Raw genomic sequence first — 15,334 nt, 5'->3', positions numbered from 1 at the left:
ATTTTTGCCATTAAACTTAAATACAAATTTAATCAAAAATAGCCTTAGAATTACTTTTTGTAATACTAAAGGCTATTTTGATAGAATGAATGTAGTTTTTGAAATACAAAACCACAGCTAAAAGCCAACTACATATTTTAATTTAGATTGGTAAGCTAAAGCAAGGATTAAATTTAAGACGTAATTATTTATACCATTTGATAGTAATACTTATTCTTTTTTTGTTCTATAATACAAATTCCAAGTTCCAGAATTTGATTCTACAATATCTGGAAGTCCATCATTATTTACATCTCCTATTTCAATATTGTAAGTGTCTTCTTTTAAATCTTCTCTCAAACCAATTTCTATAAATGTTCCATCTTTCTGTCCTAAATAAACATAGTTTCGTTCTTCTGAATTTCCCTCCACAATATCCAAATATCCATCTTGGTTCAAATCAGCTACTTTAATTGATGAAGTCAAATGTTCAGGTGTAAAATCAAAAACTCTATTAAAACTTAACTCTTTATTACCAAAATAAATACTATTTTTCAAACCTAAATTTCCTGTTACAATATCCAAAAAGCCATCTTTATCAAAATCACCAATATCAATAGAACGAGTTTCCTCTTCAGTAGTGCCAAACTCTATTATTTTTGCAAAATTCTGTTTCCCATCATTTAGGAAAATTTTGTTTTTTGACCCTCTCTCAGCAGTAATAATATCCCAAAATCCGTCTTTGTTTATATCAACTATTTTTGTTTGGATGGTTTGGTCAGATGAATCACCAAACGTTATTATTTTTGCAAAATTCCCTTTTCCATCATTAAGGCAAATTTCATTTTCAGATTTTCTATTTGATAGAATTAGATCAAAATCTCCATCCTTATCAATATCCACTACTTCAAGGTTTCTTGAGGGAGATATTGAACCAAATGTGGCTTCTTTATCAAAATTTTGATTTGCTGAACCAAAATATATTTTATTGGCAACATTATCATTGGCAACAGCAATATCCATAAATCCATCATTGTTGAAATCAGCACTTTTTACAGAATAAGAAGCATCAAGAAATCTTCCAATAGGTTGAGCTACTTTAAACCCACCACGTCCGTCATTATAGTAAATATAATTTTGTTCTGCCCAGTGTCTTCCATTGGCTACAAGTGCATCTAAATCTCCATCCTTGTCAATATCAAACAAAGTTATTGAAGCTGTTCGCTGTGATTGTGTACCGATTGAAAAAAATCCGTCACCATTAAAAAATGAGACATCTTGAGCAAGTCCGTTGAATGAGATTGCCAAAAAAGCAAACACTAGTATATGGATTGATTTATTTTTCATAATTAGTAAATAACAGTTTTAGATTTGGAGATGTGTCTAAATTCAAATTCATAAAACTTACAGTAAAATAGAAGAGTAATAAAGGTTTAGATTAGTATCACAAATGTAATTATTTTTATATATTATCCCACAAAAAAGAGTATTCTGTAAAAAAATAGCCTTAGAATTGCTAAATAGTAATTCTAAGGCTATTTTGATAGAAAAGTAATTTGTTCTTAATAGAATAATTGGTTGTCTGACAATTTTTGTGATTATGGAGGTATTTATTGCAAATTCTTTTTTTTTTGCTGTTGTCGGTATCTCACCAACAACCTCCATAAAAATTGTCAAACAACTAAATAATTTTGCATTATTTATAAGTGACTAAAATATCAGATATCTTTTGTAAATTTGGAGCTACTATTTCAGTTTCAGGTGCTAATGGAAATAATTGCTGTCCAGGTCTGCTAATAAAAGCAGCTCTCCATCCAGCCCATAATGCTCCTGCTACATCCCAACCATGAGCAGCAATTAACATTGCTTCGTTAGACTTAATACCCATTTTTCTAGCTCCCCATTCATAAGTATCTCTAAAAGGTTTAAATTTTCCAACATCTTCGACACTCAATCGCTCATCGAAATATTCTGTTAGACCTGCACTTTCAAATTGTTTTTTGACTCCTGCATTAGACAAGTTTGTGAATGATACTAATTTATAACCATCTTTTTTGAGTTGTGCTAACGCTTCTTTTACTTCAGGATGAGCAGGTAAACCTCTTAAAGCATTAACAATAACTTCTCTGGCTTCACTTTCTGAAATAGTAATATTGTTATTTGCCCCCACCATTTGCAGAGCAGCTGCACCAATATTTCCAAAATGTTCATATTGTCCACTAGCTGTAGTTACCAAAGAATATTGCAACATTGTAGTAAACCACAGGGAGAGTAAATCTTGTCTTCCATTTAAGGCTTCTCCAACCTGTTTTTTCATTTGTGTAAGGTCTAATAGTGTTTCATTTACATCAAAAAATAACACTTTAGGTCTTGATAATTGTTTTGGTTTCATAGTTTCTGTATTTGTTATGCCGTGAACAGTAGATGGTAAAACAAGTCCTGATATACCCATTAACCCTACATTTTTTATAAAGTTTCTTCTTGAATTGCTCATTTTAATTAAGTTAAATTTAGTGTTTTTAATTTTTTATTAAAAATCATCAAATTGATGGCAGATGAGATGACAATACCAAGAGCAATGAATACAAGTAGCCATTTTGGCTCCACTCTCAAAGCAAACTCTGCGATTAACGCCCCTACCATTGTAAGTAGTCCAAGTGTATGAGCAAAGATTCCAAATACATAGTAATTTATACGATGACTTAAAAATTCTTTATCCTGAAAGAAAGTATAAATGGCAGTAATTAAATAAGATATAAAAACAACCAAAATTAATACTCCAGTAAAGATTCTAAAAAATGTTGGGTCAATTCCCAAAGGTTTAGCCATTTCAATAAATGCTTTAACCGAAATTTCCCACCCTGTTAGTTTTGAAATAGCAAATCGGCTAAGTATAAGACCACTTAACAAACTAGAAATAGTAATGTATATTTTACTTGATTTTTTCATGAATTGAATAGAATTAAAAAAAGATGTTAAAAATTATTTTCAACATCTTTATAGTTATTGATTATTATTTATTCCAAGAATAAGCCTCAAATCCTTTATCTAAAGGTGTTTCAGCAATATGATTTGTATAATTACTGATTACTTTTTGAGATAGACCAAGAATAATTTCTAATAATTGTCTTTGATTAAATCCTGCACTATAAAATGCTTGAACATCATCTTTTGATATATTTCCTCTATTTCTTACCATAGATAATGTCATTGTTCTTAATGCTTCCAATCTTGGAGTAGGAAGTTCCGTTTTATTACGTAATGCTTCACTTATCGCATCATCTACTTTCATTACTTTAGCAATGGCAGTATGTGCAGGTACACAATAATGACATTCGTGTTCTACATTAATAGTTTGCCATACTACAGTAAGTTCATCATTATTGAAAGATGAGTTTGCAAATAACTCATGAATATTTTGATAGGCTTCTAATAAACCTGGTGCTCCTGCTAACACTCCATGTAAATTTGGAACATAACCATAAGCTTTGGTAGAGTTTTCAAGTAATACTTTACTATTATCTGGTGCTGTTTCGATAGTGTGAATCTGTAATGTTTCACCTGTTTGAGTAGTGCTCATAATTTTAAATTAGATGTTATAGTTTATATAACTAACCAATCGGTTAGTTTAAGATTAAAAAAAATGTTATACGTTTTTGAAAATATTTTCGATGTAGTTTTTTAGTTGTAATTCATTGAATACTCGTGTTGCTGATGACAAACCAAACATTGAGATAAGCAAATAATCTGCTTGTTGCTCAATAGTATTGTTATCTTTTGTCTTATCTTGCTTCAAAACTTCGGCAAATACAGTTCTTACATGTTCTGTAAAGCTGAATAAAGATGTTTTAATTTGTTCATCTGCATCTTGTCCAATTTCATTGGCAGTATTAGTTATCAAACAGCCTTTTCCACATTCATTTTCCTTTGAAAACGCTATAAAATCGTAGAAATATTCCTTTAAGCCATTAGTGCCTTTATTAGAAGTTTTTAGCTTATTGATAAGCTCATTTAACTTCTCTTTGTAGCATTTTATGCTTTCCAAAAAAACTCCATTCTTACTGCCAAAACTTGAATAGATAGAAAATTTATTAATTCCCATTTCCTTTTCAAGCATTTGCATAGAAGTTGTTTCATAACCATTGCGCCAGAATAAATTCATAGCTTTTTCGATTACTTCTTGTTCGTTATATTTCTTTGTTCTTGCCATTTTCTATTTTGTTATACGACAAAACTAAACAATCGTTTAGATATAATAAATATTTTAACACTTTTTCTAAAATATAGGCTTTTTTTACCCTATTTGGAAGGTTTTTAGTTATACTTTTTGTCTCGTCCTAACATAGTGTTACACAACCAATTTTATTATGGAACGTACCTATGTAAAACGTACACAGAAAGACTATACCATGCAGTTCAAACTTCAAGTAGTTAAGGAAATAGAACAAGGTCTTTTTACAATAACTCAAGCACAACGGAATTATGGTATTCAATGTCGTCATACTGTTGTGAACTGGTTAAAAAAATACGGTAATTTTGATCATTCTTATAAAGTAATTCGTCCTATGAAAACAGCAGAACAACGTTTAATGGAACAAGAGCAGGAAATTCGTCTTCTTAAAAAACAAAATGCCACTCTACAAGAAGAATTATCTACCTTAGATAAGAAAGCCATTTTGTTTGACATGATGATTGACTTAGCCGAAAAAGAATATAAAATTTCTATACGAAAAAACTCCAACCCCAAGTAGTTAGTTCATTTAGTGAACAGCCTGCAACCAGTATTGAAAAGACCTGTAAATTGCTTGGGATATCTAGACGGGTATATTATTATTCTTTATTTCGGACAGATAAATACAAAGAATTAGCTCAAAAAGTAGTTGATTTAGTCAAAGAAGTTAGACATCGAATGCCACGAGTGGGTACTCGTAAACTTTACCACATTTTAAAAATTCCTTTAAAGGCTTTAAAAGTGGGACGAGATAAACTATTTCGTATTTTGGAAGCTAATCATCTTCTTATTTTACCTAAACGGAGGTATCATGTTACTACAGACTCCTTTCATCGTTTCAAAAAGCATAAAAATTTAATTGCAAACTTGAAGGTAGATGGAGCAGAACAAGTTTGGGTAAGTGATATTACCTATATTGGAACACGAGAAAATCCGATGTATTTGGCATTGGTTACTGATGCGTATTCAAAGAAAATAGTTGGTTTTGATGTTTCTAATAGCTTAGAGACTGTTGGTTGTTCAAATGCTTTAAAAATGGCATTGAAAAACAGAAATTATCCGTTACGAGAATTGATTCATCATTCAGATAGAGGTGTCCAATATTGTAGTGATGAATATCAGACGATTTTAACTAAAAATCGTATTCGTTGTAGTATGACAGAATGTTATGACCCTTACGAAAATGCAGTAGCAGAACGTGTCAATGGTATTCTCAAACAAGATATTCTCAAACAAGAGTTTTTACTAGAAACTCAACAATCGTATTTGACTTGGATGAAACAATTAGTACAACAAAGTGTACAAATATATAATCAAGAAAGACCTCATTTTTCTTTATATATGCAAACACCAGAGCAAACACATCAAAAGGAAAATATTGAAATAAGAACCTATAAAAAAGAAAAATCAGACAATCTTAAGACTGCCTGATATATATTTAATCTATCTAAAAAACTGTAACACTATTTCAGGACTAGACATTTTCATTTTTTGATACTACTTCAATAATTTGTTTGGCTGCATAACGAGCTGTTTTGCCAACACCATAAATTGTCGCAGAAGCAAATCCTGTCCAATTTCCATAGCCAATAAGCCATAAATTAGGTTCTTTGACTGAGCGAGTAGTTACAGTTTCTATTCTTTTGTCTTCAAAAATATCTAAAGATTCTAAGTGTTTTAAATTAGACCTAAAGCCTGTACACCAAATGACTACATCAAATTCTTCTTTTGTCCCACCTTCCCAAATAACTCCATTTTCATAAAATTCTTTGAAAGGTCGGACGGCATTTAATACATTTTTATCTCGTGCTTCTCTAACACTTTCAATCATCACAATATTGGACAAAGAAATACTAAAACCTCCAGTAGATTTTTCATCTGAATTGCCTAAAAATTTTTGGGTTGCTTCATTAAAAAGATAACGACCATCAATATCATCAGGAAGAAATTGAGGTTCTTTTAAAGTAACCCATTTTGTATGTGCCACTTTAGAAACTTCAGCTAAAACCTGCGCTCCAGAGTTTCCACCTCCAACAATAAGCACATTTTTATTTTTTAAATCACCTGAATTTTTATAATTCACAGAGTGAATTTGCTCTCCCAAAAAACTATTTTGATTTGGATATTTTGGAATAAATGGATTACCAGCCGTTCCTGTTGCACTTACTAAAGTCTTGGAATAAAAAGTATCTTTGTTTGTTTCTATCTTGAAAAGTTCGTTTTCTTTTACCACTTTCAAAACTTCAGTTTGTCTTTCTATTGCAAAATCATAACGTTTTTCATAAGCAGATAAGTAACTTATAAACTCGGTTTTGGTAGGATATTCCTCTTCCGTTTTGGGCATTCCCCAACCTGACAAAGAACTGAACTCGGAAGGCGAGAATAATTTTAAACTATCCCAAGTCTGTAACCAAGAACCTCCTGTTTGTTCTTGATTATCTAAAATTAAATAGTCTAATTTACTTCTTCTTAAAAAATAGGCTATAGACAACCCTGCTTGTCCACCTCCAATTATTAGTACATCATATATTTTCATCTCACTAAGGTACAAAAAAAATAGCCACAAGTTCCTAGAGACAAAAAACACAAAGTATGAAGTTAAAGTACATCAATAAATTTTTAGTGGGACACTAATTAAAAGAAGTTTATATACACTCAAACTTGATAAAGCCATATTTTTTATAAAAAACCCTTCTATAATTTACATTATAAATTCTTTTTTGTACATTTAAAACTAATAAATAAAATAGATTATTGAATTTGTGAGAGTGTTTTTTTTCACATATTAAATAAAAAACATTCTTATATTATATTTTTTCACATAAAAAATCACCACCATGAAAAAAAAGTTTTTATTTGCTATCTTCTTTATTCTAGGAGCTAGTACTTTCGTCAAAGCACAGAGTGTTACAGTTAAAGCCCATGATAGATTTAGTCTTTCCTATAATCTAAATGAAAAAGCTGGTAATAAAAATTATAGTGATGTGCAAGGTAGTCCTTATACAACTATAGAATTTCAAGAAGCTACTTGCTCAGAAATAGATGAAGTAATATTTGTGCGTTATGATGCCTATAAACAGATTCTTCTGTTTAAAGACCAAAATGGAAATTTGAAAGCTATGAGTCCACTAAGCAAATATCGTATTGATTTGGCAGGTAAAGATTATTCTTATGTTGTGGCAAATTTTCCTGAAGATGGATTAGGTTATGGATTATTATTATGGGAAAATAGTAATGGTATGCGTTTAATAAAAAAACAAGTTATTAAGTACAATGAAGGTCAAGAGCCTGATGGAGGTTACACAGCAGCCATTCCAGCTTCATTTGGAAATGTAGTTGAAACATTCTTTATTCAATTGAAGGAAAATGGACCTATAGTAGAAGTACCTTCTCAAAAAAAGAAGGCTTTTAAGCTTTTAGGTAATGATTTCGAAAATAATGCAAAGAAAAATAAGCTAAATATAAAAGACGAAGAAGAATTTATAAAATTACTTAAACTAACATTTAGCGATCCAAAATAAGTTGAATCAACCTCGTTTTAAAGTTGAAGATAGTTGTATTTCAGTTTACTATAAAAGAAAAAATAGCCTTTAGTATTACAAAGAGTAATCGTAAGGCTATTTTGATAAAAGAAAATAATATGAATTTTTAATTTTAGTAAATCGTTTGAGACTGATTCATTGGACGGTTATTTAGACTTATAAACACTATCTGTTACTGACTCCATCCAATCTACAATACCCTTTTCTGTATTGGGAACAATGTAAAGTTGTTGTAAACCTTCGTCAGGACTTGCCCCGTGCCAGTGCCTGACATTTGGGGGACACTTTATAACATCTCCTTTTTTTATGGTTTTGATAGGTTGCCCTTCAATTTGGTGGTAACCAACTCCATCTGTAATAATCAGTATTTGACCAGATGGGTGTGAGTGCCAATTGCTTCTTGCACTAGGTTCAAAATAAACGTTTCCAACTGCTGTATTGTAAATAGAATTCGCATTTACCAAACCTATATTAAAAGCATTTCCTGTAAAGTATTCCTCTGAGCCTTTTTCACCTTTTGGAAAAATGGCATTCAATTCAGTTTTATCTGTCTTCATATTTTTTTGTTTTTCAATTTTTGTATTGCAGCTTGCAACAAATATTGTTGCAATTAAAAAAGTAGTTATTTGTTTTATAATAATCATTTAATATTTTACATTTTGTAAATTATATTATTTTTTTTAATTAAATTGTGGTAGCGTCAATTACATAACGGTAGCGTGCTTCTTTATTAACTACTTTATCCCAAGCAGTATTGATTTCTTTTGCTTTAATGATTTCAATTTGAGGATAAATTTTATTTTTAGCACAATAGTCCATTACTTCTTGGGTTTTGGGTATTCCACCAATTAAAGACCCATTAAAGTTAACACGGTTAAATATCATATTAAAATTATTAATCTCTAGTTGACCATTAATTGGTTGTCCTACTTGGGTAAAAGAACCATAAGGCTTAACACAATCAATGTAAGGTGACATGTCGATTGCTTATATTATAAAAATAGGTTTCAATGAATGGAAAAGAAGAAAAGTATCCACGTATTATTATATTGGAATTGTCAAACAAACAGGATTTTCCGAACAACTTTCAATTAAACTATCATACACATCTATTTTGCCATTGTGGTAGTCTCTCTTTTTTGTTCAACGACACAAAACTAAAATGTAAGAGCAATGAATTTGTATTTTGGTTTGCTAATAGTAAAGTAGAAGATTTAGAATTTTCAAAAGGCTTTAGAGCAACAGTTCTGCTCGTAGAAAATCAATTTTTGAATGATAATATACCTGACCAAAATTGGGGAATTGACGCTACATTGCATTCTCGCCAATATCCCTTAAAAAAGATAAATGATAAAAATGACAAGCAAAGAATACTATCAAACTTTCAACTGTTATATGACAAATTTCAGGACAAGGAACATCGTTTCTATAAAGAAGCTTTAAAATTGCAAATGCGACTTTTTATTCTTGAAATGTGGCATATATTTGCGAATGAGTATGAACGTAGAAAACGCACCTTGCAAATCGGAACGTTATACGAAAGGTTTATACATCTAGTTCAAGAATATTGTATGAAAGAACGTGAAGTACAGTTTTATGGCAATAAACTTAATATTACTGCTAAATATTTGAATTCCATTTGCAAACAAAATTCAGGTATTACTGCTTCGGAATGGATTCAGCGAAATACAAAAGAACGTATTGTACTACTTTTAGAAAACCCAAATTTGAATATAGCAGAAATTGCCGATGAAATGGAATTTTCAAGTCGGTCATTTTTTACTCGTTACACAAAAAAAGTTTTAGGTGTTACACCAAGTGAATATCGCAATCGGATGAAGTAGAAAAGGCAAAATTTATCTCTAAAACTTCCTTTTATTGGTCATCGTAACGGCTGTCAAAAGTAAAGACTCAACAACAGCAGTTTGAATGTTCAAAAATTAGAAGACAATACTTAAAACAAAAAAAATAAACGTGCTAATTTGTAAAACAAAAAACTACTTACCTCACATCACTTTAGAAACGGACAAGAGCCTATAAAAATAACCAATAAAAAAAGGAAAAGCATAAATTGAGCAGTTACGATTTAAAATGTTTTTCTAAAAACTGAAGTGCATTCGAACTCATTACTCTTGAAATAACTTCACTAGGTAGTATTTTATTTTCTTTATCTAACGGACAGTTAGGATTTTTAAAATAGTTTTCAGCATGTCTTTCAAGATAACTAGCTAGCAAATCCATTTCTGAGGCTGTCCAAAAACCATTTAGAGGATCTATAATGCCATCATAATCACTACCTATAGCTATACTATTCCAAGCAGGAAGATTATGTTTGTCAAGAACTTCTGCTATATGTTGTATTTGATTCCACACAATTTCTGAACGATAATGTAATAGCATGTGTCTTCGCATAGACCGTTTTACATTTTTAAGTGCTTCTCTACTTATTAATCTTCTTTCATCCATCTGTAAACCCATAATTCCACCACTCTGTGCTACCTCTACCATTTCACTATCATAAAAGTTAATATCTTCCTTATAAAAAAGTCTTCCTGTTTTGATAGAGGATAAGCTAGGATTAGTAGGTGAAGTCAGTCCATTCATTGCTCCATGACTAATAATAATAGGAATATTTTCTGAAGCATATTCTTCCTTTAAGATTTGATAATATTCTTCTCTAGCCTTAACACTCATGTGTTTGATATCTATCAGAATACGTTTTCCATTCTTATTTTCCAATAATTGATGCAGGATTATTTTTCCTTTTTCTGTAAATCCTTCTCCTATTCCGTATTCTTGATTCGTAACACAATCAGCTATTCCGACTAGGCTTTTGGCGTGTCCACACAACTCATTCCAAAAATGATGTGCAAGTGTTACAAAGAAAGGAGAGTGCTGCCAATTTTTGATTTTATCTACATTCTCTTTCAATAAATTAATATCTGAGTTGCTATTAGCTCCATACAATCCACAATCTAATACGTGCATACCTTCAATACTTAGGAGAAGACATATAGTAATTACATCACTATCTGGGTTTGTATCTACATACGATAAAATTTCATCGTAACTTCTTACTATTTTATAACGAACTTTATGCTGATTATCTACCTTTACTACAACTCCATCTAATTGTTGATAAAATTGATACTCTTCTTCTAAATCTTTAAAATAACTATCCAAATTTTGAAGATAATCAATTCTTTTATCTCCAATACCTGTTAGAAGATTCAGAGGTATATCTGAAATCATATTCTGACCTAACTTATTTTTAACAAAACCTTTCTCAAGAGGATATAAAGAGGCACAAACCACGTGTACTCCTCCTTTAAAAAGAGTAGTACAATCAGATTGTGTAAATTTTGTCAAAGAGCCTAATGTATTAATAATCTTCTTGAAAATATTAGGAGTTTGCTGATGCCAAATGCTGCTTTTATCACTAAGTTTTGTGCTATTTTCCCTATTTGTTTTATTAAAGCTTTTTCCAAAAGGCTTCATAGCTGGGTGACAATGCAAATCGACATAAAAATCATATTGACTCATACTTAAAAATATTTAGCTAATTCTTTATTTGATGGATTATGACCTAAGATACAAAAAAAATAGCCTTAGAATTACTTTTTGTAATGATAAGGCTATTTTCGATAGAAAGGAAAGCAAACTATTACTTTGTCCAATTTAGAATTTCTAAGCCATCAATATTTTCATAATCTTTTTCATTATTGGTACAAATAGCTAAATTGTTTGCCATTGCAATCGCTGCATTGAGGACATCAAAATTTCCACTATGTCGTTCCTTTTTTGTACAGCTCTGCAAAAATAGAACTTGCTAGTTGAGCAACCTCTTTTGAAGTATCTAAAATTTGAAAAGATGAAATAAAATTTTCAAAAAACTCTAATTGCTTAGAAGCTGATTTTACTTTCAATCCTCCCATAATTTCTATCACTGTAATACGACTAATAAAAACTTGATGATGTTCTGCTAAATAGTTTTCAAAATTTGCAACTACAACAGGATTTTTCTTTAAATAATACGATAAAATATCTGTATCTAACAGCACTTTTTTAGTTCCCATAAATAATTATTCGTTTATAAAATTATCCATTCGCTTAAAAAACTGTTGATTGTCTTCTTTTCTACGTTTCATAATTTCATCAGATAACTCTTCCCAATCAAAAGTTTCTGCATCTTCTTTTACCTCACTTGTATCAGAAGGTAAATTTTGACGAAAAGCCTGAACAACACCAAAAACAACCTTCAGATATTCTTTTGGAATTTGTTCTAATTCTTGTAAAATACTCAAAAACAACTGTTTTTCTTGTTGATTTATATTCTCATTTTGCATAGTTCAATTATTTATTTTTTATCTTTTTAAAATCATACTACTAAGATACAAAAATCACGGCTGGAAGCCGAATGCATAGTCCTAACATTACGTATAGCTATTGTTAATGTTTATTTCATTCATTTCTTTTTTGTCAACCACCCCATATAAATTGACGATTGAAAAAAGCGAAGTGGTGGTTCAAATCCTGCTTCTTGCAATAATTCTGACAATCTTTCTTCCGAAACTGCAAAAAGTTTGTTTTCTATTCTGTTCAGCCGATTATTTATTTCTTCTTTATCTATACTGTTTGGTAAAAGAAGTTTGAGAACTTGTAGGTTTTGTCTGATTTGGTTTTTGTCTCCTGTTATGTCCAACATTACAAATGTTGCACCCGAAACTAATCTGTCAGCAATGTCTTTCAGTAAGTTTAGTTTGTCGCCATTGTCGTTCAAAAAGTGCAAAACCAACAAAAGTGTTGCAGAACTATATTTTTTCTCAATGTCAAGGTCAGCTACTAAACCGTCAATTAAAGTTACGTTATCATAATTTTGAAGTTTTTCACTTGCCTGTTTAATCATTTCAGACGAAGGGTCAATGCCTGTTATTGTCCAATGTTCAGGTGCTTGGACAAATCTTTCTATTTCGTTTCCTGTTCCACAACCAACTACCAACAATTCTTTTGAGTTTGTTTCACTTAATAGTTTTGGCAAACGGTCTAAAAAATAGTGATAGTTTGGTATCCAAGTTTCTACAAACTGATTGTAGCCTGTCGCTCTTTCATTTTCAAATATTTCTACGTTGTTCATTTCGTTTTTCATTTGTGCGATGTTTCTTTTCAATGATCACCAACTTGTTTATACACACAACTACGTTCAATTTAAATAGTTTCGCTTATATTCGCTCTATCTGAACTATGTTTTCCTAACATAATAAATTTATCAGCTATAATTTCAGTAACATATTTTTTGTTTCCATCTTTATCATCGTAACTACGTGTTTTGATTTTACTCCCGAATACATAGTTCTAACTCGTAAAGCGTGACGCTTGAATGCATTATAGATTCTTAGTGGGACACTACGAACAGGTGGGGAGCAGGAGGTAATTATTTTATCAAAATCTTTTCAGAATACATTTTACCTCCTTTTGTCAATTGAACAAAATATATTCCCTTTGAAAGTTGATTCATATTTATAGTTACTCTTTGAGTTGTTTTATTTAATTGAACAGTTTGATTTCTACCCAAAACATCTACTACATTTATCTGTATCTCTTCTGATATAGGTATCATAAATTGTATAGTAAAAATGCCATCATTAGGATTTGGGTATAGTTCAAATAATGTGTTTTTTACATCTTCAATTCCTGTAACAGTATCTTCACCTTTAGTAGTGCGTACTTTTAAATAAGCTGGAGTTGATTGTATAGTTTCTGTACCAATATTATTTATCGCAACTACTTTGACAAGATAGTTTGTTTCTTCATCAAGATTACTGAACTGATAAGTTGTCTGTTGTGATGATATTGTACCCACTAACAACTCATCTTTATATATTTTATAATTTGTAGCATTGTCAGTAGAATTCCACGAAATACTAATTTTTTTAGCTAAAACTTCAATAGTAGATAATCCTGTAGGTGCTGGAGGTACACTACCAGTTAACGGAGGAGAAACAAACTTTCTTATGAAAGTAGTATTCTCGTAAATTCCACCTTGTGAATAAAGAATGTATGGTTCTGATGTAATAGGATGAAACTTAACTGATTGATAGTTGCTACTATAACTGCCATCTATCGTTTTGCTTCCTACATATTGCCAATAGCTATCACTAAACTTGAGAATTGAAGACTTAAAATATTCATTAGGGTCAGAACAAATAAAGTATGGTTCTGCTGTTACAGGATGGAAGGACAAATCTGAATCTTGTCCACTAGGATAAAGTCTATCAGGAAGTGGTAATTCTACCCAGTTTGTACCATCAAATCTAGAGATTTTAAATCTAGGTGCAGGTTCAAAAAAACCATCATCATATTCCTCTTGATAAACCATATGAGGTTCTCCACTAATAGGATTAAATGCCATGTCTTCAAAATAGGTTTTTTCTTCTGATACCAATTCTCCTCCTAATAAAACCCACTCATTTCCATCAAAATGTCTAATAGTTAATTTATCTTCTTCACTCTTAGTATATACTACATAAACCTCTTTGGTTACTTTATTGTATCTTGTAGTACCATATATCCCTTCAGGTAAAGACTCTCCCAGTTGCTCCCAACGTCTTCCAGTAAAACTCATAACTGACAGACGAGAGGGGGCATCACGTATATCAGTATTTATACTTACATAAGAAATAAAACATTTGTCAGTAAATGGCTCAATAAACATATTCAAACCTAATTCATAAATTACAGACGTGTAAGAATTTGATATAGGTGGGGTTATCTCTGTCCATACATTTCCTTCAAGTCTTCTAATACTTATATTTGTTTTTTCATTTGTATTGTTTAAGGATGCAATGTATGCTTGCCCCACAGAAGTAAAATCAATTTTCATAGCCACTTCACTTGATAGTGAAAAGTTTTCTTGTCCTACTATTACCCATCTTTCTCCATCAAAACGTTTTACTACTAATTTACTAGGTTCGTAGCGATCACTTATATCAGTATAGAATACATAGGGTTCATTAGTAATTGGATTAAATGCAAAATCAACGGTAAATATACTACCATCTGTAGCATTCCCCCCACCTACTGATTCCCATTCTTGAGAATATGTAAATAAAGGTATAAGAGTAAAAGTGAAGAATAATAAACAATTCTTTAATATTAGCAAATATTTTTTCATATCAAATGTGTTTTTTGGTTATTTTTTTATGTGAAAATAAGAAATTCCCTCAAAAGCAAAAAGCCTTCAAGGGAATTTTCAGTATAAAAACAAAAGAAATCTACTTTTTGTCTTTTTTAATATCAGGAAGTCCATATTTAGCAATTATTTCCTGTGCTTTCGCTAATTTCTCTGGAAATAAATTTTTGTCATTATACTTATCTAATCGCTCGTCAAAAATGATTTCTGGATTTCTTACGTCGTTTAAATTTTTCTTCTTCATAATTTTAGATATTTTCTTTTTTGGTGATAAAAAATGCTACTGTACCCTACTATTTTTTTGAAATTATAAGTTGCAGAGCAACGAAATGTTTGTAGAAAAAATCAAAACATAAAGTTCAAAAGTTGCAGCGCAACGTAATATAATTTTCA

The 15,334-nt window shown here is 30.7% G+C and carries 19 protein-coding genes; 4 read left to right on the top strand and 15 right to left on the bottom strand.

The features are described 5' to 3' along the window. Window positions 1-210: 210 nt before the first annotated feature. From V9L05_RS18655 to V9L05_RS18635, 5 genes are all read right to left on the bottom strand, one after another. Window positions 211-1,326 carry a VCBS repeat-containing protein gene (locus V9L05_RS18655; RefSeq protein ID WP_338813398.1) on the bottom strand — a complete coding sequence of 372 codons (1,116 nt, stop codon included), beginning with the start codon at window positions 1,324-1,326 and terminating at the stop codon, window positions 211-213. Between the two features lie 349 nt (window positions 1,327-1,675). Continuing rightward, window positions 1,676-2,473: a haloacid dehalogenase type II gene (locus V9L05_RS18650; RefSeq protein WP_338813397.1), complete on the bottom strand. Its 798-nt coding sequence runs from the start codon at window positions 2,471-2,473 to the stop codon at window positions 1,676-1,678. 5 nt (window positions 2,474-2,478) lie between these two features. Beyond that, window positions 2,479-2,928, bottom strand: coding sequence for a hypothetical protein (locus tag V9L05_RS18645; protein ID WP_338813396.1), 450 nt, complete (start codon window positions 2,926-2,928; stop codon window positions 2,479-2,481). A 64-nt stretch (window positions 2,929-2,992) separates the two neighbouring features. Beyond that, window positions 2,993-3,559 carry a carboxymuconolactone decarboxylase family protein gene (locus V9L05_RS18640; protein WP_338813394.1) on the bottom strand — a complete coding sequence of 189 codons (567 nt, stop codon included), beginning with the start codon at window positions 3,557-3,559 and terminating at the stop codon, window positions 2,993-2,995. A gap of 66 nt (window positions 3,560-3,625) precedes the next feature. Beyond that, window positions 3,626-4,189, bottom strand: coding sequence for a TetR/AcrR family transcriptional regulator (locus tag V9L05_RS18635; protein WP_338813393.1), 564 nt, complete (start codon window positions 4,187-4,189; stop codon window positions 3,626-3,628). Window positions 4,190-4,346: 157 nt separating this feature from the next. Here V9L05_RS18635 and V9L05_RS18630 point away from each other — a divergent pair, with 157 nt between their 5' ends. Together V9L05_RS18630 and V9L05_RS18625 are read left to right on the top strand one after the other, a co-directional pair. Next, window positions 4,347-4,730, top strand: coding sequence for a transposase (locus V9L05_RS18630; protein ID WP_338811880.1), 384 nt, complete (start codon window positions 4,347-4,349; stop codon window positions 4,728-4,730). Between the two features lie 50 nt (window positions 4,731-4,780). Next, window positions 4,781-5,641: an IS3 family transposase gene (locus V9L05_RS18625; protein ID WP_338813392.1), complete on the top strand. Its 861-nt coding sequence runs from the start codon at window positions 4,781-4,783 to the stop codon at window positions 5,639-5,641. A 43-nt stretch (window positions 5,642-5,684) separates the two neighbouring features. Here V9L05_RS18625 and V9L05_RS18620 read toward each other — a convergent pair whose 3' ends face one another. Next, complete coding sequence (locus V9L05_RS18620) at window positions 5,685-6,746, bottom strand: ArsO family NAD(P)H-dependent flavin-containing monooxygenase (RefSeq protein WP_338813391.1); 1,062 nt, start codon at window positions 6,744-6,746, stop codon at window positions 5,685-5,687. A gap of 301 nt (window positions 6,747-7,047) precedes the next feature. Here V9L05_RS18620 and V9L05_RS18615 point away from each other — a divergent pair, with 301 nt between their 5' ends. Further along, window positions 7,048-7,731, top strand: a complete 684-nt coding sequence (locus tag V9L05_RS18615; RefSeq protein WP_338813390.1) for a hypothetical protein — start codon at window positions 7,048-7,050, stop codon at window positions 7,729-7,731. A gap of 167 nt (window positions 7,732-7,898) precedes the next feature. Here the strand turns inward: V9L05_RS18615 and V9L05_RS18610 are convergent, their stop codons facing one another. Both V9L05_RS18610 and V9L05_RS18605 read right to left on the bottom strand, forming a co-directional pair. Next, window positions 7,899-8,309, bottom strand: a complete 411-nt coding sequence (locus V9L05_RS18610; protein ID WP_338791890.1) for a cupin domain-containing protein — start codon at window positions 8,307-8,309, stop codon at window positions 7,899-7,901. A gap of 127 nt (window positions 8,310-8,436) precedes the next feature. Continuing rightward, on the bottom strand, window positions 8,437-8,730 hold the full coding sequence (locus V9L05_RS18605; protein ID WP_338813389.1) for a hypothetical protein: 294 nt from the start codon (window positions 8,728-8,730) through the stop codon (window positions 8,437-8,439). A gap of 32 nt (window positions 8,731-8,762) precedes the next feature. Here V9L05_RS18605 and V9L05_RS18600 point away from each other — a divergent pair, with 32 nt between their 5' ends. Further along, a complete protein-coding gene (locus V9L05_RS18600; RefSeq protein ID WP_338791894.1) occupies window positions 8,763-9,596 on the top strand; it encodes a helix-turn-helix domain-containing protein in 834 nt (277 codons plus the stop codon). 235 nt (window positions 9,597-9,831) lie between these two features. Here the strand turns inward: V9L05_RS18600 and V9L05_RS18595 are convergent, their stop codons facing one another. The 7 genes from V9L05_RS18595 to V9L05_RS18565 all read right to left on the bottom strand — a co-directional run bounded on the left by V9L05_RS18595 (window position 9,832) and on the right by V9L05_RS18565 (window position 15,185). Further along, the gene (locus V9L05_RS18595) at window positions 9,832-11,295 is read right to left on the bottom strand and encodes a membrane dipeptidase (RefSeq protein ID WP_338813387.1); all 1,464 of its coding nucleotides are present in this window, start codon (window positions 11,293-11,295) and stop codon (window positions 9,832-9,834) included. A gap of 121 nt (window positions 11,296-11,416) precedes the next feature. Next, window positions 11,417-11,569 (bottom strand): hypothetical protein, encoded by a 153-nt coding sequence (locus V9L05_RS18590; RefSeq protein WP_338813386.1) that lies wholly within the window; start codon window positions 11,567-11,569, stop codon window positions 11,417-11,419. Further along, entirely contained in the window at window positions 11,538-11,828 is a 291-nt protein-coding gene (locus V9L05_RS18585; protein ID WP_338813385.1) for a PIN domain-containing protein, read from the bottom strand. Before V9L05_RS18585 ends, V9L05_RS18590 begins: the two co-directional genes overlap by 32 nt. Before the next feature lie 6 nt (window positions 11,829-11,834). Continuing rightward, entirely contained in the window at window positions 11,835-12,098 is a 264-nt protein-coding gene (locus V9L05_RS18580) for a hypothetical protein (protein ID WP_338813384.1), read from the bottom strand. A 119-nt stretch (window positions 12,099-12,217) separates the two neighbouring features. Next, on the bottom strand, window positions 12,218-12,898 hold the full coding sequence (locus tag V9L05_RS18575; RefSeq protein WP_338813383.1) for a class I SAM-dependent methyltransferase: 681 nt from the start codon (window positions 12,896-12,898) through the stop codon (window positions 12,218-12,220). A gap of 285 nt (window positions 12,899-13,183) precedes the next feature. Beyond that, on the bottom strand, window positions 13,184-14,923 hold the full coding sequence (locus V9L05_RS18570) for a T9SS type A sorting domain-containing protein (RefSeq protein WP_338813381.1): 1,740 nt from the start codon (window positions 14,921-14,923) through the stop codon (window positions 13,184-13,186). 100 nt (window positions 14,924-15,023) lie between these two features. Continuing rightward, window positions 15,024-15,185 carry a hypothetical protein gene (locus V9L05_RS18565; protein ID WP_338813379.1) on the bottom strand — a complete coding sequence of 54 codons (162 nt, stop codon included), beginning with the start codon at window positions 15,183-15,185 and terminating at the stop codon, window positions 15,024-15,026. Between the last annotated feature and the right edge of the window lie 149 nt (window positions 15,186-15,334).

The sequence above is a fragment of the Bernardetia sp. Wsw4-3y2 genome, from assembly GCF_037126295.1.
Taxonomy (GTDB): domain Bacteria; phylum Bacteroidota; class Bacteroidia; order Cytophagales; family Bernardetiaceae; genus Bernardetia.
This window is presented reverse-complemented; position numbering and strand designations above follow the sequence as displayed.